Raw genomic sequence first — 23,954 nt, 5'->3', positions numbered from 1 at the left:
GAGTGTCGCTCAAACAAAAACGGAACCACATCCCCCGCTCTGCCAAGGGAGCCCCCCCATGCCCATCGAACAGCGCGGAGTCGACACGATCCCGGAGGAGGAGCGGACGAGCAGCCCCAAGGACCTGCTCTCGATCCTGCTCGGCTCCAACCTCTGTCTCGGCGTGATCGTGTTCGGCTGGCTGCCCCCGTCCTTCGGCCTCGGCCTGTGGCCCTCGATCACCGCCGTCGTGGCCGGCACCCTCGCCGGCATCGCCTTCACCGCGCCGCTGGCGCTGGTCTCCCTGCGCACCGCCACCAACCTCTCGACCTCCAGCGGCGCCCAGTTCGGCGTCCGCGGCCGGCTCGTGGGCTCGGTGGTGGGCCTGCTGCTCGCCCTCGGCTACACCGCGCTCACGCTGTGGATCGGCGGCGACGTGATGGTCGGCACCCTCGCCCGGCTCGTCGGGCTGCCGGACACCGGCCTCACCCACGCCGCGATGTACGGACTACTGGCCGCGTTCACCGTGGTCGGGGCCGTTTTCGGCTACCGGCTGCTGCTGCGCATGAGCAAGGCGCTCTCCATCGGCATGGTCGTCCTGCTGGCGATCGGCATCTACGCCTACGCCCCCGGCTTCACCACCGCCGCCCCGCCGGACACCTCGTACCTGCTCGGCTCCTTCTGGCCGACCTGGATACTCGCCGCCGTCGCCGCCGGGCTCAGCGGGCCCGTCGCCTTCATCACCCTGCTCGGCGACTACACGCGCTACGTCTCCCCGCGTGCGCACAGCCCCCGGAAGGTCTACTGGGCCACCTGTCTGGGCCTGCTGGCCGGCCTGCTGGTCCCACAGCTCTTCGGCACCTACACGGCCCTCGCCTCGCGGGCCGGCGCCGACTACGCCGGGCCGCTCGTGGAGGCCTCGCCCTTCTGGTACCTCGTCCCGCTGCTGCTCGCCGCAGCAGCCGGCTCGGTGGGCAACGCCGGCCTGATGCTCTACTCCATGGGCCTCGACCTGGACGCCATCGTGCCGAAGGCCACCCGTACGAAGGCCACCGTCATCGCCGCGGTCGTCGCCACCGCCTTCGTCTTCTTCGGCTCCTTCGAGTGGGACGTGCAGTCCGCGATGACCTCCTTCGTGCTGCTGCTGACCGCGATCGGCACCCCCTGGGCCGTGATCACCCTGATCGGCTACGTGCGCTGCCGCGGCGAGTACGACGCCGATTCCCTCCAGGTCTTCAACCGTCGGGCCCGCGGCGGCGTCTACTGGTACAGCGGCGGGTGGAACCTGCGCGCCACCGCCTCCTGGGCGGCGGGTGCGGCGGTCGGCCTCGCCGCGGTGTCGACCCCGCTGTACGAGGGCCCGCTGCTGGCCCTCACCGGCGGGGTGGACTGCAGCTTCATCCTGTCGGGGCTGGTCGGCGGTGCCGTGTACGCGGTGCTGACGGTCCGGCCGCAGGCGGCACCGGCCGCCGAGCCGGCGGAACGGATAGCGGTGGCGGTCGAACAGTAGGCCGCCCGCGAGCGACACGGGGAGGCGTCGTGGAAGAAGTCGCACATGTGGCGGTGTCGATCGTCAGGGGGATCGCGAGCCTGGCCTACATGGTGGGCGACGGCCTGCTGGCCGTGGCCGGCCCGGAGGGCCCGGTCAAGGAGCGCAGGAAGCAGGACGGCGAGGCGGACGAGGAGCGCTGACCACGCTCCCCCGTCCCCGCAACGGCCGAAGGCCCCCGCAGCGCGGGGGCCTTCGGGTGTCCCGGGGGGTGTGCGCTAGCCGAGCGGGTGCATCCAGCCGTGGGTGTCGGCGCGGTGGCCGGTCTGGAGGTCCAGCAGCGCCTTGCGCAGCTTCATGGTGACCTCGCCGGGCTCGCCGTCGCCCTGGGTCCAGTTGGCGCGCTCGGACTTCACCGAGCCGACCGGGGTGATGACGGCGGCGGTGCCGCAGGCGAACACCTCGGTCAGGGTGCCGTTCTCGTTGTCGCGCTTCCAGTCCTCGGTGGAGATACGTCCCTCCTCGGCGGTGTAGCCGAGGTCCCGGGCGATGGTGAGGAGCGAGTCGCGGGTGATGCCGGGCAGCAGCGAGCCGGTCAGCTCCGGGGTGACGATGCGGTCGCCGTACACGAAGTACAGGTTCATGCCGCCCATCTCCTCGATCCAGCGGTGCTCGACGGCGTCCAGCCAGACCACCTGGTCGCAGCCGTGCTCGGCCGCCTGCGCCTGCGCGACGAGGGAGGCCGCGTAGTTGCCGCCGGTCTTGGCCGCGCCCGTGCCGCCCTTGACGGCGCGCACGTACTCCTCCGAGAGCCAGACGGAGACCGGCTTGACGCCTCCGGGGAAGTACGCGCCGGCCGGCGAGGCGATGACCATGAAGAGGAACTCGTTGGCCGGGCGGACGCCGAGGCCGACCTCGGAGGCGAACATGAAGGGCCGCAGGTACAGCGAGGCCTCGCCGGACGAGGGCACCCAGGCGCTGTCCTGCTTGATGAGCGCGTCGCAGGCCTCGATGAACAGCTCGGTCGGCAGCTCCGGCATCGCCATGCGGCGGGCGGAGGCCTGGAAGCGCTCGGCGTTGGCCTGCGGGCGGAAGGTGGCGACGGTGCCGTCGGGCTGGCGGTAGGCCTTGAGCCCCTCGAAGATCGTCTGCGCGTAGTGCAGGGTCATGTTCGCCGGGTCGATCGACAGCGGCGCGTACGGGACCAGCTCGGCGTCGTGCCAGCCGCGTCCCTCGGTCCACTTGATCGTCACCATGTGGTCGGTGAAGTGGCGGCCGAAGCCGGGGCTGGCCAGGATCGCCTCGCGCTCCGCATCGGACAGCGGGTTCGAGGATGGCTTGAGCTCGATCGTGGGCGTCGTCATGAGTGCTTGTCCTTCACCGGTTGTGTATGGCGGACCGCGCTCACGGCGTACTAGGACGTCCGAGCTTCCCCGCATTCCGCGGCCTCGCGTTCGATTATCGCCCGCGCGATCGCTTCGGTGAAGCGGGGAGTATGCGGCCCAGGGGAGATGGTGGCACCCGGGGCCGCACAGGAAAAGCCGCCGGGTGCGATGGTCGCGCGACCCGGCGGCTTCCTGGGGTGGAGCTGCCGGGTCAGCCGGCTACTCGTGCGGCGAGCGCGTCGCCGATCTGGTCGGTGGTGCGGAAGGTGCCGTCGCGCTCCGCGAGGTCGGCCGAGACGGCGTCCTCGATGCGGACGGCCTGCGCCTCGAAGCCGAGGTGGCGCAGGAGGAGGGCGACGGACAGGATCGTGGCGGTCGGGTCGGCCTTGCCGGTGCCCGCGATGTCCGGGGCCGAGCCGTGGACGGGCTCGAACATGGACGGGAAGGCGCCGGTCGGGTTGATGTTCCCCGACGCGGCCAGGCCGATCCCGCCGGTCACGGCGGCGGCGAGGTCGGTGAGGATGTCGCCGAAGAGGTTGTCGGTGACGATGACGTCGAAGCGCTCGGGCTGGGTGACGAAGAAGATCGTCGCGGCGTCGACGTGCAGGTAGTCGGTGGTGACCTCGGGGTACTCCCGGCCGACCTTGTCGAAGATGTTCTTCCACATGTGGCCCGCGTACACGAGGACGTTGTTCTTGTGGACCAGCGTCAGCTTCTTGCGCGGGCGGGCGTTGGCGCGCTCGTACGCGTCCCGCACGACGCGCTCGACGCCGTACGCGGTGTTGATGCTGACCTCGGTGGCCACCTCGGCCGGGGTGCCGGTGCGCAGGGAGCCGCCGTTGCCGGTGTACGGGCCCTCGGTGCCCTCGCGGACCACCACGAAGTCGATCTCCGGGCGGCCGGCGAGCGGGGTGGCCGTGTTCGGGAAGAGCTTCGAGGGGCGCAGGTTGATGAAGTGGTCGAAGGCGAAGCGGAGCTTCAGCAGCAGGCCGCGCTCCAGCACGCCGGACGGGACGGAGGGGTCGCCGATGGCGCCGAGCAGGATCGCGTCGTGCTGCTTGAGGGCCTCGAGCTCGGCGTCCGGGAGGGTCTCGCCGGTGCGGTGCCAGCGCTGGGCGCCCAGGTCGTACTCCTTGGTCTCCAGCTTCACATCCTGGGGCAGGACCGCGGTAAGGACCTTGAGGCCCTGAGCCACGACTTCCTGGCCGATGCCATCACCGGGGATCACTGCGAGATTGATGCTGGTCGACATGTCGGAACCGTACTCCGTGTCCCAGCCCGTAGACATATGACGTCCACCATGTGGACCAATGGCTGCGGGCGGGACCGGCGTGAGAGGGGTGGGAGGAGGGTTTGGCGGCGGCTCAGTGGCCGGTCGAGCCGCCGTTGTCACGGCGGTCGAGGGCGCGCTGCAGGGCGGCGGCGGCGTTCCTGCGGTCGGCCTCGCCGGTGGAGGAGCGGCGGACGCGGCGCGGTGCGGCGGGGGAGGTCTTGGTCATGGTGATCGACTCCTTGAGATCACGGCGTGGCGCAGCCACGGATGAGGGGTTCCTTCAAGGCGCCGGAAGGGGCGGGAGCGCTGCGCCGCAGGGGTTGCCTGCCGGGGCGCGCGTCATCGGCCGCCATTCGCCGGATCAGCGAGACGTTCGGCTCCTACAAAGCTAGGGCAGGTCCCGCTGTATGTCTCCGCAATTACTCGGACTTCCTACTATCTGAGACGCGCAGCCCTCCGGACGACCTCCGTCGGAGGTCCGCTACCGGTCCCGCTCGGAGCGGAGTTCCCTGATCAGAGCCCGTACGGCGAGCGTGGCCGCGGATTCCGGTGTGGTCACGTATCCCACCTGTCTCACCGGCCTCGCAGGGCCCAAATCGGTGATGCCGACGGCGTCGCCGGCCTCGCGCAGCGACAGCTCCGGCATGATCGCCATGCCCAGCCCCCGCCCGACCATCGTCAGCACCATCCCGTCGTCCTCCGCCTTGACGGTGGCGCACGGGATCCAGTCCTGGGCCCGCCACCACGCGCGGGTGTACGAGCCGCAGTTCTCGTCCCAGTCCAGCAGGGGCAGCGACTTCGGGTCCGGGTGCCCGGCCGGGTGGACCAGGGCGTACGACTCCCGCGCCAGGACACCGGTCAGCACTCCCGGCGGCAGGCCGGCGCCGTCCGCGCTCAGGGTGGCGATGCCGAGGTCGGCCCGGCCGGCGGCCACCTCCCCGGCCGTGCCGGCGCCGAGTTCGCGCACCACACGCACCTCCGGGCGGATGCCGGGGTGCCGTGCGGTGAGCCGCTCCAGGGCGGGCGGCAGCAGGTGCAGGGCCGCGCTGCGGAACGCCGCGATGCGCAGCACACCCTCCGGGGTGTCCCGGCCGGCGCTGCGCGCCTCGGTGCCGAGGACCTCGTACAGCCTGAGGATGCGGCGGCCGAGGGCGACGGCCCGCTCCCCCGCCGCGGTTGGCGCGGCGCCGGAGCGGCCGCGCTCGAAGAGGACCGCGCCGAGCTTGGCCTCGCTGCCGCGCACCGAGTGCGAGACGGCGGACTGGGTCACGCCGAGGCGGGCCGCCGCGGCGGAGAAGCCGCCGGCCTCGGCGACGGCGACCAGCACCCGCAGTTCCTGGGGGGCGAGTTCGGTCGGTCCTGCACCTGCCATCGGGGTGTTCACCTCGGTCTATGAGCGGCGTTCATGGGTGTTCGGCTTCCATGAGCCAAACCCTCTGCCCGGCCCGCGGATTCCTTCCTAACGTCTCGATCATGACCGAGAACACCGCTGTCGCCGTCCACCTGACCGCCCGCCCCACCGGCTTCCCCGACCCTGCCGGCTTCGCCCTCGTCCGCACCCCCGTCCCCTCCCCCGCCCCGGGCACCGCCCTGGTGCAGAACCTGCTGCTCTCCGTGGACCCGTACCACCGCGGGCTGATGGACGGCGGCGAGGGCGGCTTCGCGCTCCACGCCCCGATGGAGGGCCGGGCCGTGGGCCGGGTGATCGCCTCCCGCGACCCGGGTCTGCAGGAGGGGGACCTCGTCTTCCACCGCGAGGGCTGGCGCACGCACGCGCTGGTCACGCTCGGCGTCGACGGCACGCGCAAGCTCCGCGGCCACGAGGGCGTCCCGCTGGAGGCGTACCTGAGCATCCTCGGCGGCACCGGCCTGACCGCGTACGCCGCCCTCACCCGGACCGCGCGGCTGCGCGAGGGCGAGGACCTGTTCGTCTCCGCCGCGGCGGGCGGGGTCGGCACGGCCACGGGCCACATCGCCCGGCTGCTGGGCGCCCGCCGGATCGTGGGCAGCGCGGGCTCGGCGGCGAAGGTCCGCCACCTGACGCAGGTGCTGGGCTTCGACGCGGCCTTCGACTACCACGACGCGCCGGTCGCCGAGCAGCTCGCGAAGGCGGCGCCCGACGGGATCGACGTCTACGTGGACAACGTGGGCGGGGACCACCTGGAGGGCGCGATCGAGGGGCTGCGGGAGTTCGGCCGGATCGCCTGGGTCGGCGGGATCTCGATGTACAACGGGGACCGCTCGCCGGCCGCCCCGCGCAACCTCTTCGAGGTCGTGCACAAGTCGCTGCGGCTGGAAGGGGTATTGGTTCGCCACCACACCAATCTCCAGGACGAGCTGGAGGACTTCCTGGTGCCGCACCTGCGCAGCGGGCGCGTGGGCACCGACACCACCGTTGTCCAGGGCATCGAGCACACCGTGGACGCCTTCCTGGGGATGCTGCGGGGGGACAATCTGGGCAAGATGCTGGTCCGTCTCGACGGCTGATTCCGGCCACCCTGATGTTCACGGACTTCTTGCCGCACGGATGTAGACCTTTGGCCCGGCGCCCGTCACTGTGTCCGTCAATGTGCCAGCGGGGCACTTGAGTTGGAGGCGGGAAGCCAGTGACACCGATCAGCCGCAGAGGCTTCGTGGGAATCGGCGCCGGGCTGGTTGCCGGGGCGGCCCTGCCCGCGGCCACGGCGACCACGGCGGCCGCGGCCGCCGCGACCGGCACCATCACCGATGTGAAGCACGTGGTGATCCTGATGCAGGAGAACCGCAGCTTCGACCACTACTTCGGCAGGCTGAAGGGCGTCCGCGGCTTCGGCGACCGGGCCGCCGGCAACATCCCGGGCGGCTGGGGCACCTTCAACCAGCCCAACTGGGGCGGCCGCCAGTACCCGTGGAAGCTCAGCGCGACCCCGCCGGCGGGCGGGGTGGACGGCGAGACCCTCGCCCAGTGCAACGGGGACCTGCCGCACAGCTGGTCCTCGCAGCACGCCGCCTGGAACAGCGGCCGGATGGACAACTGGGTCCTCGGCGTCGGCAACACCCGCACCCTCGGCTACCTGGACCGAGGGGACATCCCCTTCCACTACGGCCTCGCCGACAACTACACCATCTGCGACGCCTACTTCTGCTCCACCCTGAGCGCGACCGGCCCCAACCGGACCTTCCTGTGGAGCGGCGCGGTCGACGCCTCCAGCAAGGACGGCGGCGACGAGTCCGGGCTGACCTGGGAGACCTACGCCGAGGCCCTCCAGCGCGCCGGGATGACCTGGAAGGTCTACCAGAACGCCCAGGACAACTACGGGGACAACGGTCTGGCCTACTTCAGGAAGTTCACCGACGCCGCCCCCGGCAACCCGCTGTGGGACCGGGGCATGGCCTCGGTGCCCAAGGTCACCGGATCCACCCCGGACGACATCGCCGCCGCCATCCGCGCCGACGCCGTCGCCGGCACCCTGCCGCAGGTCTCCTGGGTGGTGGCCAACCAGGCCTTCTCCGAGCACCCGTACGCCCCGCCCGGCGACGGCGCGCACTTCGTGGACCTGGTCTACCGGGCGCTGGCCGCGAACCCCGAGGTCTTCGACTCCACCGTCCTGTTCCTCAACTACGACGAGAACGACGGCTTCTTCGACCACGTGCCGCCGCCGGTCGCCCCGCCGGGCACCCCGGGCGAGTACATCGACGGCGTGCCGATCGGGCTGGGCTTCCGGGTGCCGATGCTCGTCATGTCCCCGTGGACGCGCGGCGGCTGGGTCAGCTCGGAGGTCTTCGACCACACCTCGGTGCTCCGCTTCATGGAGACCTGGACCAAGGCCCTGGGCACGCCCGCCCTGTGCCCGAACATCAGCGCCTGGCGCCGCAAGGTCGTCGGCGACCTGACGGGCGTCTTCGACTTCACGCGCCCGGTGTACGGGGTCCCGGCCGGGCTCCCGTCGACCGCGAAGGTCATCGGGCAGGCCACCTGCGGCCCGCTGCCCAACCCGGTGCCGCAGGACAACGCGCTGCCGGCGCAGGAGCCCGGGACGCGGCCCGCGCGGGCCCTGCCGTACCAGGTGAACGGCAACCTCGACCGGTTCGAGTTCGGCGCGGCCGGGAAGATCCTGGCCTGGTTCTCGATGACCAACCAGGGTCCGGAGGCCAAGCAGGCAGCGCACTTCTCGATCCATCCCCACCAGTACCGGGACACGGCGGCCTGGCAGTACACGGTCGACCCGGGCTCCACGGCGAGCGACTGGTTCAGCATCGGCCTCGGCAGCGGCTCCGGGAAGTACGACATCTCCATGTACGGCCCGAACCGGTTCCTGCGGCGCTTCATCGGCGACGCCACGAAGGCGGGCAAGGCGATCGAGGTCGCGGCCCGCTACGCCGTCGAGGCGGGCACCGGCAAGATGGCCATCTGGTTCAAGATGACCAACAGCTCGGCCTCCGCGGTCACCTTCACCATCCGCTCCCACGCCTACCGCACGGACGGGCCGTGGACGTACACCGTCCCGGCGAACTCCTCGCGCGAGGACTACTTCAACGCCGTCGCCTACACCAAGGGCTGGTACGACTTCACGGTCCTGGCCGACATCGACGGCACCTGGTCACGCCGCTACACGGGCCACATCGAAACGGGCGCCCCCAGCACCAGCGGCAGCTAGCGCCGGAGTTAGAGCACGTCCCCGTCGCGCCAGTCGAACCACAGCCCCTCGGCGGGGTCCGGCAGGGTCCCGCCGGGCGGCGCCCACACGTAGGCGGAGCCCTCCTCCTCGGGCAGCGCCACCGGCCCGACCGGCGAGAGCGCCCCGATCCGCCCGGCCCACAGGGTCCAGCCGCGGGCGGCGTACAGGCCCGCCCCCGCCTCGGAGGCGGAGAGCGCGCCGAGCACGTACGCCCCGGAGACCACCTCCTCCAGGGCGGCCATCACCTGCCCGGCCAGTCCGCGGCCGCGCCGGTCCGCGCGGACGGCGACGGCCTCCACGTACCCGGTGCGCAGCGCCCGGCCGCGGTGCACGACGCGCCGCTGCACCACGCTGCCGTGCGCGACGAGACCGGACCCGTCCCGCACGAGGACGTGCATCCCGCCGAGGGCGTGCTCGAAGTCCTCCGCGCCGAAGTCCCCGTCGAAGGCCCCGACGAGCAGCCGCCGCACCTCCCCGAGCTCACCCCCGCCGAGCCCACTGGTATGCCGCACCACCATTCCCATCCCCCGACGGTATCAACGCCCCCGCAACCGCCCTTCGAGCCGCCGCAGCACCCCCGCGTCCATGCCCGCGGCCCGCAGGTACGGGCCGGCGTCCAGGCCGGCGGCCGCGTCCCGGGCGAGCGCGTGCGCGGTGGTGCCGAGCCCGGCGAGGTAGGTGTCGATCTCGGCGCTGTCGTACGGGCGGCCCTGCGCGGCGTACATCGCGCGCACCCGCGGCTCGCTGAGCGCATGGTCGTCGGCGACCTCCTCGGGGCTCGCACCCGCCAGGCGCAGCAACACGAGCGCGATGATGCCGGTGCGGTCGCGGCCCAGACCGCAGTGGAAGGCCACCCCGCCGGGCGGCGCGTCGGCGATCGCGGTGGCGACGGCCGCGACGCGGTCCGGGAAGCGGGTCAGGAAAGGCCGGAAGTAGGCGGGTGTTGCGAAACCCGGAGTACCCCACCAGTGGTCCCAGAAGTCGCGGTGCTCGATGCCGTCGAGCGGGATGCGGACGGTGGTCAGGCCCGGCGGGCGGGGTGCGCGGTCCGGCCCGACCTCGTCGTCGCCCCGCAGGTCGACGACGGTGCGGATGCCGTGGGCGGCCAGGGTGGTCCAGCCGCGGGCGGTGAGCCGGTCGAGGGCGTCGGCGCGGACCGCCGCGCCGGGCGCGACCCCGCCCAGCCCGCCCAGCTCGCGCACGTTGAAACAGCCTTCCCACTCCAGGAAACGACCGGTGCTCGTCACCGCCATTACCCCCCTGTCGGCACAGAACGGACAACCGCGTGGGACGCACCGCTGGCCCCCGCGGTTCCCCCGTCGGCACACTCGTCCCATGTCGCCTACCGCCCAGCAGTGGACCCCGACCCACGGCCAGCCGTACCGGCCCGTCGCCTACCGGCCGGCGCGCATGCCGAGCAGCGAAACGCTGGCGCGCGCCGCCGAGTTGCGCACCCGGATGGACGAGCGGCGCACCGTACGCTCCTTCTCCCCCGACCCCGTGCCCGAGCAGGCGATCCGCGACGCCATCGCCTGCGCCGCGACCGCGCCGTCCGGGGCGCACCAGCAGCCGTGGACGTTCGTCCTGGTCAAGGACCCCGCCGTACGGCAGCAGATCCGGGCCGCGGCCGAGCAGGAGGAGGAGATCTCCTACGACGGCCGGCTGGGCGACGAGTGGCTCCAGGCCCTGCGCCCCCTCGGCACGGACGCGGTCAAGGCCCACCTCACCGACGCCCCGGCCCTGATCGTCGTCTTCCAGCAGCGGTACTGGCTGGGGCCCGACGGCACGAAGCGCAAGCACTACTACGTCGACGAGTCCGTCGGCATCGCGGTCGGCATGCTCCTGACCGCCCTGCACCTGTCCGGCCTGGCCGCCCTGATCCACACTCCGAGCCCGATGCGCTTCCTCTCCCACGTCCTCGGCCGCCCGCAGAACGAGAAGGCCTTCGCCGTCATCCCGGTCGGCTACCCGTCCGACGACTGCGAGGTCCCCGCCCTGGTCCGCAAGTCCCTGGACCAGGTCATGGTCGAGGTGTGACTTCGGGCCCCTCGGGCCGATGTGCCGCCCGCCTATCCTCGGAGGCGACCAAGATCGCCGAACAGGGGAGGTTGCCGTGCTGCGCATCCGGTACGAGGTGCCCGGCGGGCCCGAGGTGTTGTTCGCGGAGGACGTGGCGGTGCCCGTGCCGGGGCCCGGGGAGGTGCTCGTCGCCGTCGAGGCCGTCGGGGTCACGCTGCCCGTCGTGCGCAAGGTGCGGGAGGGCGGCGAGGCGATACCGCTCGGCGGGGAGGTCGCCGGGACCGTCGCCGCGCTCGGGGAGGGTGTGGCCGGCCTCGCCGTAGGGGACCGCGTCACCGGACTGTGCTTCGGGCACGGCTACGCCGAGTACGCGCTGCTCGCCGCGCCGTTCGTCTCGCCCGTGCCCGAGGGGGCCGGCGCCGTGGAGGCCGTCGCCCTGGTGCGCAGCGGGCTCGTCGCCCGCGGCGCCGTGGCGGCCGGGCGGATCCGGCCCGGCGAGTCGGTGCTGGTCACGGCCGCCGCGAGCGGGGTCGGCAGCCTCGCCGTGCAGCTTGCCCGGGCCGAGGGGGCGGGGCGCGTGGTCGCCGCCGTCTCCAGCCGGGACAAGGCGGACTTCGTGCGGGGCCTCGGCGCGGACGAGGTCGTGGTGTATGCCGAGACCGAGGGCTGGGGCGCGCCCTACGACGTCGTCCTCGACGGGGTCGGCGGCGAGCTGCTCGGCCCCGCCGTGCGGGCCCTGGCCACCGGCGGCCGGCTGGTGGCGTACAGCTCGGGCGGCGGCACCGTGGAGGCGTACGAGCTGCTGGTGCGCGGCGCCTCGGTGATCGGCTTCCAGATCCGGGCCGTCGCACAGGGCCGGCCCGAGGAGTACGAGGCCTGGCGGCGCGGGCTGTGGGAGGCCTACGCGGCGGGGACGCTGAGGCCCGCCGTGCACGGGGAGATCCCGCTCGCGGAAGCCGCCCGGGCGCACCGGCTGGTCGAGGAGCGGCGCAACCTCGGCAAGGTGGTCCTGGTGGTCTGAGCCCGCCGGGCCCGGCGCAATGGAGACCGCCCCCGCTCCGGGCTTGGGGGTACCGGAGCGGGGGCGGGGTTCGGCGGGGCGGTCAGCCCATGTGCGGGTAGCCGTACTCGGTCGGCGGGACCAGCGTCTCCTTGATGGAGCGCGTCGAGACCCAGCGGGTCAGGTTGCTGGCGGCGCCGGCCTTGTCGTTGGTGCCCGAGGCGCGGCCGCCGCCGAAGGGCTGCTGGCCGACGACGGCGCCGGTGGACTTGTCGTTGATGTAGAAGTTGCCCGCGGCGAAGCGGAGCTTGTCCATCGCGTGCGCGGCCGCGTAGCGGTCGCCGGCGATGACCGAGCCGGTCAGGGCGTAGGCCGAGACGGACTCCATCTGCGCGAGCATCTCGTCGAACTTCTCGTCCTCGTAGACGTGCACGGCGAGGATCGGGCCGAAGTACTCGGTCGTGAAGACCTCGTTCTCCGGGTCGGTGCACTCGATGACGGTGGGGCGCACGAAGTAGCCCTCGGAGTCGTCGTACGTGCCGCCGGCGACGATGGTGCAGGTCGGGTCGGCCTTGGCGCGGTCGATCGCGGCCTTGTTCTTGGCGAAGGAGCGCTCGTCGATGACGGCGCCGATGAAGTTGGTCAGGTCGCGGACGTCACCCATGGCGATGCCGTCGACCTCGGCCGCGAACTGCTCCTTGAAGCCGTCGTTCCAGATGGAGGCCGGAACGTAGGCGCGGGAGGACGCCGAGCACTTCTGGCCCTGGAACTCGAAGGAGCCGCGGGTCAGGGCGGTCTTCAGGACGGCGCGGTCCGCGGAGGGGTGCGCGACGACGAAGTCCTTGCCGCCGGTCTCGCCGACCAGGCGCGGGTAGGACTTGTACTTCTCGATGTTGTTGCCGACCGTCTTCCACAGGTACTGGAAGGTCTTGGTCGAGCCGGTGAAGTGGATGCCGGCGAGCTCGGGGTGGTTCAGGGCCACCTCGGAGACGGCGATGCCGTCGCCCGTCACCAGGTTGATGACGCCCTTGGGCAGGCCGGCCTCCTCCAGGAGCTCCATGAGGAGGACCGCGGAGTGGGTCTGCGTCGGGGACGGCTTCCAGACGACCACGTTGCCCATGAGGGCGGGGGCGGTCGGCAGGTTGCCGGCGATGGCGGTGAAGTTGAACGGGGTGATCGCGTAGACGAAGCCCTCGAGCGGGCGGTGGTCGCTGCGGTTCCACACGCCGGCGGAGTTCGCGACCGGCTGCTCGGCCAGGATCTGGCGGGCGAAGTGGACGTTGAAGCGCCAGAAGTCGACGAGCTCGCACGGGGTGTCGATCTCGGCCTGCTGGGCGGTCTTCGACTGGCCGAGCATGGTGGAGGCGGCCAGCTTCTCGCGCCACGGGCCGGCGAGCAGCTCTGCGGCGCGCAGGATGATCGCGGCGCGGTCGTCGAAGGACATGGCGCGCCAGGCGGGGGCGGCGGCCAGGGCGGCGTCGACCGCCTCCTGGGCGTCGGCCTGCGTGGCGTTGGCGTAGGTGCCGATCACCGACTTGTGGTCGTGCGGCTGGACCACGTCGAAACGCTCGCCGCCGCCCATCCGCTTGACGCCGTTGATCGTCATCGGCAGGTCGATCGGGTTCTCGGACAGCAGCTTGAGCTGCGCCTCGAGACGCGCGCGCTCGGCGCTGCCGGGGGCGTACGAGTGGACCGGCTCGTTGACCGGGGCGGGGACCTGGGTCACAGCATCCATGGGGAAGGTAACTCCTTGACCTAGTTCTTGGTGATCATCGAGCGGAGGAAGAAGAGCAGGTTCGCGGGCTTCTCCGCGAGGCGGCGCATGAAGTAGCCGTACCAGTCGGTTCCGTACGCGGTGTAGACGCGCATGCGGTGGCCCTCGGCGGCGAGGCGCAGGTGCTCCTCGCTGCGGATGCCGTACAGCATCTGGAACTCGTACTCGTCGAGCTTGCGCCCGGCCTTGCGGGCGAGCTCCTGCCCGATGGCGATCAGGCGCGGGTCGTGGGACCCGATCATCGGGTAGCCCTCGCCCTCCATCAGGACCTTCAGGATGCGGACGTAGGCCTTGTCGATCTCGCCCTTGTCCTGGTACGCGACCTCGGCGGGCTCCTTGTAGGCGCCCTTGACGATGCGGACGCGGCTGCCGGCGGCGGCCAGGCGCCGGGCGTCGGCCTCGGTGCGGAAGAGGTACGCCTGGATCACGCAGCCGGTCTGCGGGAAGTCGCGGCGCAGCTCCTCGTGGATGGCGAACATCGAGTCGAGGGTGGTGTGGTCCTCGGCGTCGAGGGTGACGGTGGTGCCGATGGCGGCGGCAGCCTCGACGACCGGGCGGACGTTGGCGAGGGCGAGCTCGTGGCCGCCCTCCAGCGCCTGGCCGAACATCGACAGCTTGACCGACATCTCGGCCTTCTCGCCCAGGCCCAGGTCCTTCAGGCGCCCGATCAGCTCGAGGTAGGCGTCGCGGGCGGCGTGGGACTGCTCCACGGTGGTGATGTCCTCGCCCACCACGTCGAGGGTGACCTCCAGGCCCTTGGCCGCGAGGTCCTCGACGATCGGGATGACCTGGTCGACCGTCTCGCCGGGGATGAAGCGGGTCACCACGGGCTTGGTCACCGGGGCGGCAGAGACGATTCGGCGCATCTTGTCGCTGCGCGAGGCGGCGAGGATCGCGGGACCCAGCACGGGGACCTCCAACAGGTGGCAGAAGCAGGCATACGGTCCACGCGGGGGTGGGCGGGGCCGTAAGGAAAACGCATGTAAAACCACCGTGAAATTTAAGGATGGCCCCGATCCTCTGCCATCGACAGCTGTCACGCATCCGTGTCCCGGATCTCATACATGTGTCTGAAGACCGGGTTTCCGGGTGGGAGAATGACCGGGTGAAGGGCGATTACCAGGACCTCGTGGACGAGATCTCGGCGCTGCTCGGCGCCCCGGCGACGCTGGAGAACCGGGACTTCCGGCTGATCGCCTTCGGCGCGCACGACAGCGACGACGACCTCGCCATGGACCCGGTGCGCACCCGCTCGATCCTGACCCGGCAGTCGACGGCCGCGGTGCGGGCCTGGTTCGAGGGCTTCGGCATCGCGCGGGCCACCGGCCCGGTACGGATCCCGGCGGCGCCCGACGCGGGGGTGTTCCGGGGGCGGCTGTGCCTGCCGGTGCGCTACCGCGGGATCGTGCACGGCTACGTGTGGCTGCTGGACCAGGAGCCCGGCCCGGGGCCGGAGGCGCTGGCCGCGGCGATGGAGGTGGCCGACCGGATCGGGGTGCTGCTGGCGCAGGAGGCGAAGGCGGGGGCCGACCTGTCGCGGGAGTTCCTCACGGCGCTCACGGCCGGGCGGGGCTGGCAGCAGGACATGGCGGTGGCCTCGCTGCGGGCGGCGCTGGGCCCGGCGGCCTCGGACGGGCTGCACGCGGTGGTGTGCGTGGCGCCGTGGACCGGGGAAGCTCCCGCGTCGGTGCCGGGTGCGGCGGCGGTGTGCGTGGTTCCGGGGGCGGGGCGCGGCGGCGGCTCCGGGTCGGGTGGCGCCGGCGCTTCCGGGGGCGACGGGCCGGGCGGCCCCGGGGCGCCCGACGGGCCGGGCGGCGCGGGCGGCGTGGGCGGCGGGGCGGCGGCCCTCGCGCTGCTGGTCAGGCTCCGCTCGGCGGACGTCCTCACCCCGGCCGAGACCCTGGCGGCCCGGCTGCTCGCGGCGGGAGGCGGCGCGGGATCCGGCGCAGCCCCCGGGCCGGGGCCGGGCTCGGGCTCCCGTACGGCGTCCGGGTCGGCGGCGACCGCTGCGGCGGGCGCGGGCTCCCGTACGGCGTCCGGGTCGGCGGCCGCCACGACGGCCCGGGCGGCGTCCCGGCCGGCAGCAGCGCGGGCGGCCGCGGGGATCGCCGAGCCGGGCCGGGGGCTCGCCCACCTCGGCGGCGCCTGGGCCCAGGCAACGGCGGCGGCGCGAGCCGCGGCGGCCCAGCCGCGGCTCGGCCCGGTGGCCCGCTGGTCGGCGATCGGCCCGTACCGGATGCTGTCGGCGCTGGCGGCCGTAGACCCGGCGCAGGACCCGGCGGCGCGCGCCCTGCTGGCCCCCGCCCAGCGGGAACTGGCCCGCACGGCCGAGGTCTTCCTGGACTGCGCGGGCCAGGCGGGCCGCGCGGCGGCGGCTCTGGGCATCCACCGGCAGACCCTGTACTACCGGCTGGCCCGGGTGGAGCAGCTGACCGGCCTGGACCTCGACGAGGGCGAGGACCGCCTGCTGCTCCACATGGCCCTCAAGGCGGCCCGCCTGCACGGAGGCTGACGGCCGCGGCGGCCGGACGGCCCCGGTCCCGCGGCGGTACGACCCTCAGCCCTCGTTCCTGCGCACTCCCTCGGCGATGCGCCGCAGGCCCTCGGTCAGCTCCTCGGCCGTGACCGCCCCTTCGGGGTTGGACAGCCACTGCGCCATCACGCCGGTCAGGAGGGCCTGGTACAGCCCGCCGAGGGTGCGGACGTCGCGCTCGTCGAGCTCCTCCTCCGGGATGCCGGTGAACAGCGAGGCCAGCCCCCGGCGTCCCTCCGGCTCCGCGGCGAGCAGCATCTCCCGCAACTGCGGCAGCCGGTCCCGGTCGAGGACGATCTCCATGCTGGCCGCCCACATGGGCGCCGACTCCGCCTGACGGCTGATCACGCCCTCCCAGACCGACCGGAACCGCTCCAGCGAGCCTCCCTCTCCCGTGACCTCCGGCCTGAAGGCGTCGCCCCATTCCCGGGCCAGCTCCACGTAGGCCTGCGTCAGCAGGGCGTCCTTCGAGCCGTAGTGATAGCCGATCGAGGCCAGGTTCGCGCCCGAGGCGGCCACGACGTCCCGCGCGGTCGTGCGCGCGAAACCCTTTTCGACCAGGCACTTCTTGGCGCCTTCGAGCAGATCTTCACGGTGTCCCATGCCCGACACAGTATCAAGACGACCGTCACAGACAACAGTTCCATACGAACGTCCTAGACAATCGTTTATGACGCCTGTACATTGCTGCCCATGACGAACTCCGCCGCTCGCCCCGCAGGCCGCCGGGAATGGATCGCCTTCACCGTTCTCCTGCTGCCCCTGCTCCTGGTCTCGATGGACGTCTCCGTCCTCTACTTCGCCATCCCGGCAATCACCCGGGAGCTCGACCCGAGCGCCACCCAGCAGCTCTGGATCTTCGACAGCTACGCCTTCGCCCTCTCCGGGCTGCTCATCACGATGGGCTCGCTCGGCGACCGCATCGGCCGCCGCAGGCTGCTGCTGATCGGAGCGGCCGCCTTCGGCCTCGCCTCCACGCTCGCCGCCTACGCCCCGAGCGCCGAACTGCTCATCCTCGCCCGCGTCGTGCTCGGCATCGGCGGCGCGACCCTGATGCCCTCCACGCTGGGCCTGGTCCGCAACCTCTTCCGGGACGACCGGCAGCGCGGCAAGGCGATCGCCATCTGGTCCGCCGCCATGACCGGCGGCATCGCGCTCGGCTCGGTGATGAGCGGGGTCATGCTGGACCACTTCTGGTGGGGCTCGGTCTTCCTGGTCAACGTGCCCGCGATGCTGCTCCTGTTGACGCTGGTGCCGGCGCTGGTGCCCGAGTTCAAGGACCCGGCGCCCGGGCGGTTCGACCTGCTGGGCGTCCCGCTCTCGACGGGCGCCGTCCTCCCCATCGTGTACGGCCTCAAGGAGATCGCCGCCGAGGGCTTCTCGACGGCCCGCGGCCTGTGGATCGCCGCCGGCCTGGTCCTCGGGTACGCCTTCGTCCGCCGCCAGCGCACCCGCGAGGACGCTCTGATCAGCCGGGCCCTCTTCCGCAGCCGCGTCTTCGGCGCGGGCATCGCCCTCAACACCGTCGCCGCCTTCGCCGTCATGGGCTCGGCGTACTTCACCACCCAGTACCTGCAGTCCGTCCTCGGCATGGGAACCCTGGAGGCCGCGCTCTGGAGCCTCGCCCCCTCGGTCGCCATCGGCGCCGCGGCCCCCGTCGCCGCAGCCCTGGCCCGCACGATCGACCGCGCCCACGTCATCGCCGGCGGCTTCGTCCTCGCCGCGGCCGGGTTCGTCCTGATCGCCCTGGTCGGCACCGACTCCCTGTGGCTGCTGCTCGGCGCCGCCGCGGTGCTGTCTTCGGGGATCGTCGTGGTGATGTCCCTGGTCTCCGACATGGCCCTGGCCTCCGCCCCCGCCGAGAAGGCCGCAGCGGCCGCCTCCCTGCTGGAGACGGGCTCGGAGTTCGGCGGCGCGCTCGGCATGGCCCTGCTCGGCAGCCTCGGCACCGCCGTGTACCGCAGCGACCTGGCCGGCGCCGACCCCGCCGTACGGGAGACCCTGGGCGGCGCGGTCGCCGCCGCCCGCCGGCTCGGCGGCCCCGCGGGCGAGCAGCTGCTGGGCCTGGCCCGCGCGGCCTTCGTCCACGGCATGCAGTACGCGGCCCTCGGCGGCGCCACCCTGCTGCTGGCCACGGCCGTGCTCGCCGCGGCGCTGCTGCGCGGGAGCGCGGGCCGCCTCCCGGCCGGCGCCCCGGCAGCGACGCCGGAGGCTGCGGCCGCGGCCGAGGCGCCCGCCCTCACCGGGGCCGACAGCTGAGCAGCCCGCCGGGCGCACCGGCGGAGCCCGTCCACACCGCGCGGACACGGCAAGGGCCCGGGGACGAAATCCCCGGGCCCTTGCCGTTGTGCCGTGTGCGTGCGGCGCGGCTGCGGTCAGCCGACCAGGTTCACCGAGCGGGCCGACGTGGCGCCGATCTCCTCCGCGATGTCCGTGAGCACGGACTGCGGGACGGTGTCGTCCACAGTGAGGACGGCCAGCGCCTCGCCGTGCTCCTCCGCACGGGCCACCTGCATGCCCGCGATGTTCAGGCCGCCCTCGCCGAGGATCCGGCCGACGGTGCCGACGACGCCGGGGCGGTCCGTGTAGCGCAGGACGACCATGTGGTCGGCGAGCGCCAGGTCCACGTCGTACTCGCCGATGCCGACGATCTTCTGGAGGTGCTTGGGGCCGGCCAGGGTGCCGGAGACCGCGACCTCCTGACCGTCCGACAGGGTGCCGCGCACGGTCACCACGTTGCGGTGGTCCGGCGACTCCGAGCTGGTGGTCAGGCGCACCTCGACCCCGCGCTCCTGCGCGAACAGCGGGGCGTTGACGTAGGAGACCGTCTCGTCGACGACGTCCTCGAAGACGCCCTTGAGGGCCGAGAGTTCCAGCACCTTGACGTCGTGCTGGGTGATCTCGCCGCAGACCTCGACGTCGAGGCGGACCGCGACCTCGCCCGCGAGGGCGGTGAAGATGCGGCCGAGCTTCTCGGCGAGCGGCAGGCCGGGGCGCACGTCCTCGGCGATGACGCCGCCCTGGACGTTCACGGCGTCCGGCACGAGCTCGCCGGCGAGCGCGAGGCGCACGGACTTGGCGACGGAGATGCCGGCCTTCTCCTGGGCCTCGTCGGTGGAAGCGCCCAGGTGCGGGGTGCAGACGACCTGGTCGAGCTCGAAGAGCGGGGAGTCCGTGCAGGGCTCCTTGGCGTACACGTCCAGGCCGGCGCCGGCGACGCGGCCCTCCTTGAGCGCCGAGTACAGCGCGGCCTCGTCGACGATCCCGCCGCGCGCGGCGTTGACGATGCGGACGGACGGCTTCACCTTGTGCAGGGCCTCGTTGCCGATGAGACCGATGGTCTCGGGCGTCTTGGGCAGGTGCACGGTGATGAAGTCGGCGACTTCCAGCAGCTCGTCCAGCGAGAGCATCTTGACGCCCATCTGGGCGGCGCGCGCGGGCTGCACGTAGGGGTCGTAGGCGACGACCTTCATCCCGAAGGCCGACATGCGCTGGGCGACCAGCACGCCGATGCGGCCGAGGCCGACGACGCCGAGGGTCTTCTCGCTGAGCTCGACGCCCGTGTACTTGCTGCGCTTCCACTCGCCGTTCTTCAGGGCGGTGTTGGCCTGCGGGATGTGGCGGGCGGTCGCGACGAGCAGGCCGCAGGCGAGCTCGGCGGCGGTGACGATGTTGGAGGTCGGGGCGTTCACGACCATCACGCCGGCCTTGGTGGCGGCGGAGACGTCGACGTTGTCGAGGCCGACACCGGCGCGGGCGACGACCTTCAGCTTGCGGGCGGCGGCGATGGCCTCCGCGTCGACCTTGGTCGCCGAGCGCACCAGGATGGCGTCGACGTCGGCGATCGCGGGGATCAGCTCCGCGCGGTCGGCGCCGTTGCAGTGCCGGATCTCGAAGTCCGGGCCGAGCGCCTCGACGGTGGCGGGCGACAGCTCTTCGGCGATGAGTACGACAGGTTTCGAGCTCACGTGGGTCCTCACAAGTCCAGTGCGGACGGCCGTCCCGACGGCCGCAGGCGGTGGAGGGGGTAGCCGCGTGGAAGACGCACGACACTGTGGGCCTGACGCGTTGTGTTGAGCAGTGTAGTGGCGGATCCGGACCGGAATTCCGCCTGTACGGAAGGATCACCCGTCCGGGGTTGGCCGGGGTGGACAAGCCGTACTACAGGGCGTCCGTATTCCGGCCCGCCGGGCGTGCGGCGCGGGGCCGGGACGCCGCCTGCGTCCCGGCCCCGCGGGCGATCAGCTCTCCTCGCTGTCGACCCAGCTCATCAGCTTGCGCAGCTTCTTGCCGGTGGTCTCCAGCAGGTGGGCCTCGTCGGCCTTCTTGTACTCGTTGTACTTCGGCAGACCGGCCTTGTACTCCGCCATCCAGGTGTTGGCGAACTCGCCGCTCTGGATCTCGGCGAGGACCTTCTTCATCTCGGCCTTGGTGGCGTCGGTGATGATGCGGGGGCCGGTGATGTAGTCGCCCCACTCGGCGGTCTCGGAGACCGACCAGCGCATCTTCTCCAGGCCGCCCTCGTACATGAGGTCCACGATGAGCTTCAGCTCGTGCAGGCACTCGAAGTACGCGATCTCCGGCTGGTAGCCGGCCTCGGTCAGGGTCTCGAAACCGGCCTTGACCAGGGCGGACGCACCACCGCAGAGGACGGCCTGCTCGCCGAACAGGTCGGTCTCGGTCTCCTCGGTGAAGGTGGTCTTGATGACGCCGGCGCGGGTGCCGCCGATGCCGGCCGCGTACGACAGGGCCAGGGCGAAGGCGCTGCCCGAGAAGTCCTGCTCGACGGCGGCGATGCACGGAACGCCGCGGCCCTCCTCGTACTGGCGGCGGACCAGGTGGCCCGGGCCCTTCGGGGCGACGAGGGCGACGTCCACGTTGGCCGGGGGCTTGATGAAGCCGTAGCGGACGTTGAAGCCGTGGCCGAAGAAGAGCGCGTCGCCCTCCTGCAGGTGGTCCTTGATGGACGCCTCGTAGATCTCGGCCTGGAGCGGGTCCGGCGTGAGGATCATGATGACGTTGGCCCAGGCGGCGGCCTCCGACACGGAGACGACCTTCAGGCCCTGCTCCTCGGCCTTGGCCTTGGAGCCGGAGCCCTCCTTCAGGCCGACGACGACGTCGACGCCGGAGTCACGCAGCGACAGCGCGTGGGCGTGGCCCTGGCTGCCGTAGCCGATGACCGCGACCTTGCGGCCCTGGATGATGGACAGGTCGGCGTCGTTCTCGTAGAACAGCTCGGCCACTGGGATATCTCCTTGGTGCGCTGGTGTTGCTCCCACCGTACGGCGGGGAACGTGGACGAAGTTTCGTGGTCTCGCGATGCGAGAGGCAAAGAGGCGCGGGCGGCGCCCGGGCGGTCAGGCGCTGCGGTCGAGCGCGCGCAGACTGCGGTCCGTGATGGACCGGCCGCCGCGCCCTATGGCGATCGTGCCCGACTGGACGAGCTCCTTGATGCCGAACGGCTCCAGCATCTTGAGCATGGCGCCGAGCTTGTCGGCGCCGCCGGTGGCCTCGATGGTGACCGCCTCCGGGGAGACGTCGACCGTCTTGGCGCGGAACAGCTGGACGATCTCGATGATCTGGGAGCGGGTCTCGTTGTCGGCGCGGACCTTCACCAGGACGAGCTCGCGCTCGATGGCGTTCGAGGGCTCCAGCTCGACGATCTTGAGCACGTTGACCAGCTTGTTGAGCTGCTTGGTCACCTGCTCCAGCGGGAGGTCCTCGACGTTCACGACGATGGTGATGCGCGAGATGTCGGGGTGCTCGGTGACGCCGACCGCGAGGGAGTCGATGTTGAACCCGCGGCGGGAGAACAGCGCGGCGATCCGGGCGAGGATGCCGGGCGTGTTCTCGACCAGGACGGAGAGCGTGTGCTTGGACATGTGAGGCGTTCTCTCTCTCGGCTCTTCCGGCTCAGTCGTCTTCGCTGTCGCCGAAGTCGGGACGGACGCCCCGGGCTGCCATGACCTCGTCGTTGGAGGTGCCGGCGGCGACCATCGGCCACACCATCGCGTCCTCGTGGACGATGAAGTCGATCACGACGGTACGGTCGTTGATCGCGTTGGCCTCGGCGATGACCTTGTCCAGGTCGGCCGGGTCCTCGCAGCGCAGCGCCACGCAGCCCATGGCCTCGGACAGCTTGACGAAGTCCGGGACGCGGGTGCCCTTGCGGGGGGCGGTGGACTCGCCGAGCTGGGAGCCGACCGTGTCGTGGCCCGTCTCGTCGGCGTGCAGGACGGTGTTGGAGTACCGCTGGTTGTAGAACAGGGTCTGCCACTGGCGGACCATGCCCAGCGCGCCGTTGTTGATGATCGCGACCTTGATCGGGATGTTGTTCAGCGCGCAGGTGACCAGCTCCTGGTTGGTCATCTGGAAGCAGCCGTCGCCGTCGATCGCCCAGACGGCCCGCTCCGGCATGCCGACCTTGGCACCCATCGCGGCGGGGACCGCGTAGCCCATGGTTCCGGCGCCGCCGGAGTTGAGCCAGGTGCGGGGCTCCTCGTAGTCGATGAAGTGCGAGGCCCACATCTGGTGCTGGCCGACGCCTGCCGCGAAGATGGTGTGGTCGGGGGCGAGTTCACCGATGCGCTGGATGACCTGCTGCGGCGAGAGCATCCCGTCCTCGGGGGTCTCGTAGCCGAGCGGGTAGGTCTCGCGCCAGCGGTTGAGGTCCTTCCACCAGGCGGAGTAGTCGCCGGCGTTGCCGTCGTTGTGCTCGGCCTGGATCGCCTGGACCAGGTCGGCGATGACCTCGCGGGCGTCGCCGACGATCGGGACGTCGACCTCGCGGTTCTTGCCGATCTCGGCCGGGTCGATGTCCGCGTGGATGACCTTGGCGAACGGGGCGAAGCTGTCGAGCTTGCCGGTGACGCGGTCGTCGAAGCGGGTGCCGAGCGCGATCAGCAGGTCCGACTTCTGCAGGGCGGTGACGGCGGTGACCGCGCCGTGCATGCCCGGCATGCCGACGTGCAGCGGGTGGCTGTCGGGGAAGGAGCCCAGCGCCATCAGCGTGGTGGTGACCGGGACGCCGGTCAGCTCGGCCAGGACCTTCAGCTCGGCCGTCGCACCGGACTTCATGACGCCGCCGCCGACGTACAGGACCGGGCGCTTGGCGGCGCAGATGAGCTTGGCGGCCTCGCGGATCTGCTTGGCGTGCGGCTTGGTGACCGGCCGGTAGCCCGGGAGGTCCTGGGTGGGCGGCCACGAGAAGGTGGTCTTCGCCTGCAGGGCGTCCTTGGCGATGTCGACCAGGACCGGGCCCGGACGGCCGGTGGCGGCGATGTGGAACGCCTCGGCGATCGTCTTCGGGATGTCCTCGGCCTTGGTGACCAGGAAGTTGTGCTTGGTGATCGGCATGGTGATGCCGACGATGTCCGCCTCCTGGAAGGCGTCGGTGCCGATCGCCTTGGAGGAGACCTGGCCGGTGATGGCGACGAGCGGCACGGAGTCCATGTGCGCGTCGGCGATCGGGGTGACCAGGTTGGTGGCGCCCGGGCCGGAGGTGGCCATACAGACGCCGACCTTGCCGGTGGCCTGCGCGTAGCCGGTCGCGGCGTGGCCGGCGCCCTGCTCGTGCCGGACCAGGATGTGGCGGACCTTGGTGCTGTCCATCATCGGGTCGTACGCCGGGAGGATGGCTCCGCCCGGAATGCCGAAGACGGTGTCGCACCCCACCTCTTCGAGAGAGCGGATGAGGGACTGGGCACCCGTGACGTGCTCAACTGCGGCGGGCTGCTGTCCGCCGGAACGGGGCCGCGGCTGCGGATGCTGGGCCCCGGAGGCCTGCTCGGTCATCGGCATTCTCTTCTCGAAGCTGAGGGTTTTACGAGGATTCGAAGGTGTGC

General features: G+C 72.0%; 21 protein-coding genes. 8 read left to right on the top strand and 13 right to left on the bottom strand.

Annotation, left to right across the window (positions count from 1 at the left end):
- Positions 1 to 58: 58 nt before the first annotated feature.
- Positions 59 to 1,489: a cytosine permease gene (locus AB0F11_RS00770; RefSeq protein ID WP_362166677.1), complete on the top strand. Its 1,431-nt coding sequence runs from the start codon at positions 59 to 61 to the stop codon at positions 1,487 to 1,489.
- A gap of 29 nt (positions 1,490 to 1,518) precedes the next feature.
- On the top strand, positions 1,519 to 1,671 hold the full coding sequence (locus tag AB0F11_RS00765) for a hypothetical protein (RefSeq protein WP_362166674.1): 153 nt from the start codon (positions 1,519 to 1,521) through the stop codon (positions 1,669 to 1,671).
- Positions 1,672 to 1,746: 75 nt separating this feature from the next.
- Here the strand turns inward: AB0F11_RS00765 and AB0F11_RS00760 are convergent, their stop codons facing one another.
- From AB0F11_RS00760 to AB0F11_RS00745, 4 genes are all read right to left on the bottom strand, one after another.
- The gene (locus AB0F11_RS00760; protein WP_361913855.1) at positions 1,747 to 2,832 is read right to left on the bottom strand and encodes a branched-chain amino acid aminotransferase; all 1,086 of its coding nucleotides are present in this window, start codon (positions 2,830 to 2,832) and stop codon (positions 1,747 to 1,749) included.
- 232 nt (positions 2,833 to 3,064) lie between these two features.
- Positions 3,065 to 4,105, bottom strand: a complete 1,041-nt coding sequence (locus AB0F11_RS00755) for a 3-isopropylmalate dehydrogenase (protein WP_362166672.1) — start codon at positions 4,103 to 4,105, stop codon at positions 3,065 to 3,067.
- A 112-nt stretch (positions 4,106 to 4,217) separates the two neighbouring features.
- Entirely contained in the window at positions 4,218 to 4,391 is a 174-nt protein-coding gene (locus tag AB0F11_RS00750) for a hypothetical protein (RefSeq protein WP_362166809.1), read from the bottom strand.
- Positions 4,392 to 4,607: 216 nt separating this feature from the next.
- Positions 4,608 to 5,498: a LysR family transcriptional regulator gene (locus AB0F11_RS00745; RefSeq protein ID WP_362166671.1), complete on the bottom strand. Its 891-nt coding sequence runs from the start codon at positions 5,496 to 5,498 to the stop codon at positions 4,608 to 4,610.
- Between the two features lie 101 nt (positions 5,499 to 5,599).
- Between AB0F11_RS00745 and AB0F11_RS00740 the strand changes: the two genes are divergently transcribed.
- Positions 5,600 to 6,613, top strand: coding sequence for an NADP-dependent oxidoreductase (locus AB0F11_RS00740; RefSeq protein ID WP_362166669.1), 1,014 nt, complete (start codon positions 5,600 to 5,602; stop codon positions 6,611 to 6,613).
- Between the two features lie 119 nt (positions 6,614 to 6,732).
- A complete protein-coding gene (locus tag AB0F11_RS00735; RefSeq protein WP_362166667.1) occupies positions 6,733 to 8,763 on the top strand; it encodes a phosphocholine-specific phospholipase C in 2,031 nt (676 codons plus the stop codon).
- An 8-nt stretch (positions 8,764 to 8,771) separates the two neighbouring features.
- On the opposite strand, the gene AB0F11_RS00730 is transcribed toward AB0F11_RS00735, so the two are convergent.
- Both AB0F11_RS00730 and AB0F11_RS00725 read right to left on the bottom strand, forming a co-directional pair.
- Entirely contained in the window at positions 8,772 to 9,308 is a 537-nt protein-coding gene (locus AB0F11_RS00730; protein ID WP_362166665.1) for a GNAT family N-acetyltransferase, read from the bottom strand.
- Between the two features lie 12 nt (positions 9,309 to 9,320).
- Positions 9,321 to 10,037: a tyrosine-protein phosphatase gene (locus AB0F11_RS00725; RefSeq protein ID WP_362166662.1), complete on the bottom strand. Its 717-nt coding sequence runs from the start codon at positions 10,035 to 10,037 to the stop codon at positions 9,321 to 9,323.
- A gap of 82 nt (positions 10,038 to 10,119) precedes the next feature.
- Between AB0F11_RS00725 and AB0F11_RS00720 the strand changes: the two genes are divergently transcribed.
- Together AB0F11_RS00720 and AB0F11_RS00715 are read left to right on the top strand one after the other, a co-directional pair.
- The gene (locus tag AB0F11_RS00720) at positions 10,120 to 10,821 is read left to right on the top strand and encodes a nitroreductase family protein (protein ID WP_362166660.1); all 702 of its coding nucleotides are present in this window, start codon (positions 10,120 to 10,122) and stop codon (positions 10,819 to 10,821) included.
- A 76-nt stretch (positions 10,822 to 10,897) separates the two neighbouring features.
- On the top strand, positions 10,898 to 11,824 hold the full coding sequence (locus AB0F11_RS00715) for a zinc-binding dehydrogenase (protein ID WP_362166658.1): 927 nt from the start codon (positions 10,898 to 10,900) through the stop codon (positions 11,822 to 11,824).
- Positions 11,825 to 11,906: 82 nt separating this feature from the next.
- Here the strand turns inward: AB0F11_RS00715 and pruA are convergent, their stop codons facing one another.
- The gene (pruA, locus tag AB0F11_RS00710; protein ID WP_362166655.1) at positions 11,907 to 13,538 is read right to left on the bottom strand and encodes an L-glutamate gamma-semialdehyde dehydrogenase; all 1,632 of its coding nucleotides are present in this window, start codon (positions 13,536 to 13,538) and stop codon (positions 11,907 to 11,909) included.
- Positions 13,539 to 13,558: 20 nt separating this feature from the next.
- Positions 13,559 to 14,485, bottom strand: coding sequence for a proline dehydrogenase family protein (locus AB0F11_RS00705; protein ID WP_361913887.1), 927 nt, complete (start codon positions 14,483 to 14,485; stop codon positions 13,559 to 13,561).
- A gap of 197 nt (positions 14,486 to 14,682) precedes the next feature.
- Here AB0F11_RS00705 and AB0F11_RS00700 point away from each other — a divergent pair, with 197 nt between their 5' ends.
- Positions 14,683 to 16,089: a helix-turn-helix domain-containing protein gene (locus AB0F11_RS00700; RefSeq protein ID WP_362166652.1), complete on the top strand. Its 1,407-nt coding sequence runs from the start codon at positions 14,683 to 14,685 to the stop codon at positions 16,087 to 16,089.
- 45 nt (positions 16,090 to 16,134) lie between these two features.
- Here the strand turns inward: AB0F11_RS00700 and AB0F11_RS00695 are convergent, their stop codons facing one another.
- A complete protein-coding gene (locus AB0F11_RS00695; protein ID WP_362166650.1) occupies positions 16,135 to 16,713 on the bottom strand; it encodes a TetR/AcrR family transcriptional regulator in 579 nt (192 codons plus the stop codon).
- Between the two features lie 90 nt (positions 16,714 to 16,803).
- Here AB0F11_RS00695 and AB0F11_RS00690 point away from each other — a divergent pair, with 90 nt between their 5' ends.
- Entirely contained in the window at positions 16,804 to 18,369 is a 1,566-nt protein-coding gene (locus tag AB0F11_RS00690; protein ID WP_362166649.1) for an MFS transporter, read from the top strand.
- Positions 18,370 to 18,485: 116 nt separating this feature from the next.
- On the opposite strand, the gene serA is transcribed toward AB0F11_RS00690, so the two are convergent.
- The 4 genes from serA to AB0F11_RS00670 form a co-directional block, all read right to left on the bottom strand.
- Positions 18,486 to 20,078 (bottom strand): phosphoglycerate dehydrogenase, encoded by a 1,593-nt coding sequence (serA, locus tag AB0F11_RS00685; RefSeq protein WP_362166647.1) that lies wholly within the window; start codon positions 20,076 to 20,078, stop codon positions 18,486 to 18,488.
- A gap of 273 nt (positions 20,079 to 20,351) precedes the next feature.
- Positions 20,352 to 21,353 carry a ketol-acid reductoisomerase gene (ilvC, locus tag AB0F11_RS00680; protein WP_362166645.1) on the bottom strand — a complete coding sequence of 334 codons (1,002 nt, stop codon included), beginning with the start codon at positions 21,351 to 21,353 and terminating at the stop codon, positions 20,352 to 20,354.
- Positions 21,354 to 21,467: 114 nt separating this feature from the next.
- Positions 21,468 to 21,992, bottom strand: coding sequence for an acetolactate synthase small subunit (gene ilvN, locus AB0F11_RS00675; RefSeq protein ID WP_114054307.1), 525 nt, complete (start codon positions 21,990 to 21,992; stop codon positions 21,468 to 21,470).
- A 31-nt stretch (positions 21,993 to 22,023) separates the two neighbouring features.
- The gene (locus AB0F11_RS00670) at positions 22,024 to 23,910 is read right to left on the bottom strand and encodes an acetolactate synthase large subunit (protein ID WP_361913906.1); all 1,887 of its coding nucleotides are present in this window, start codon (positions 23,908 to 23,910) and stop codon (positions 22,024 to 22,026) included.
- Between the last annotated feature and the right edge of the window lie 44 nt (positions 23,911 to 23,954).

The organism is Streptomyces sp. NPDC032472, assembly GCF_040636955.1.
In the GTDB taxonomy this organism is placed as follows: Bacteria; Actinomycetota; Actinomycetes; order Streptomycetales; family Streptomycetaceae; genus Streptomyces.
Note: the sequence above shows the minus strand (reverse complement) of the source record. Positions and strands in the feature narration are given on the sequence as shown.

Excerpts from the sequence above, each read along its gene's own strand:
- AB0F11_RS00720 (WP_362166660.1), top strand. The coding sequence starts at position 10,120 with ATGTCGCCTACCGCCCAGCAGTGGACCCCGACCCACGGCCAGCCGTAC.
- AB0F11_RS00740 (WP_362166669.1), top strand. The coding sequence starts at position 5,600 with ATGACCGAGAACACCGCTGTCGCCGTCCACCTGACCGCCCGCCCCACC.
- AB0F11_RS00770 (WP_362166677.1), top strand. The coding sequence starts at position 59 with ATGCCCATCGAACAGCGCGGAGTCGACACGATCCCGGAGGAGGAGCGG.
- AB0F11_RS00755 (WP_362166672.1), bottom strand. The coding sequence starts at position 4,105 with ATGTCGACCAGCATCAATCTCGCAGTGATCCCCGGTGATGGCATCGGC.
- AB0F11_RS00730 (WP_362166665.1), bottom strand. The coding sequence starts at position 9,308 with ATGGGAATGGTGGTGCGGCATACCAGTGGGCTCGGCGGGGGTGAGCTC.
- AB0F11_RS00745 (WP_362166671.1), bottom strand. The coding sequence starts at position 5,498 with ATGGCAGGTGCAGGACCGACCGAACTCGCCCCCCAGGAACTGCGGGTG.
- AB0F11_RS00695 (WP_362166650.1), bottom strand. The coding sequence starts at position 16,713 with ATGGGACACCGTGAAGATCTGCTCGAAGGCGCCAAGAAGTGCCTGGTC.
- AB0F11_RS00690 (WP_362166649.1), top strand. The coding sequence starts at position 16,804 with ATGACGAACTCCGCCGCTCGCCCCGCAGGCCGCCGGGAATGGATCGCC.
- AB0F11_RS00725 (WP_362166662.1), bottom strand. The coding sequence starts at position 10,037 with ATGGCGGTGACGAGCACCGGTCGTTTCCTGGAGTGGGAAGGCTGTTTC.
- pruA (WP_362166655.1), bottom strand. The coding sequence starts at position 13,538 with ATGGATGCTGTGACCCAGGTCCCCGCCCCGGTCAACGAGCCGGTCCAC.
- ilvN (WP_114054307.1), bottom strand. The coding sequence starts at position 21,992 with ATGTCCAAGCACACGCTCTCCGTCCTGGTCGAGAACACGCCCGGCATC.
- AB0F11_RS00670 (WP_361913906.1), bottom strand. The coding sequence starts at position 23,910 with ATGCCGATGACCGAGCAGGCCTCCGGGGCCCAGCATCCGCAGCCGCGG.
- AB0F11_RS00760 (WP_361913855.1), bottom strand. The coding sequence starts at position 2,832 with ATGACGACGCCCACGATCGAGCTCAAGCCATCCTCGAACCCGCTGTCC.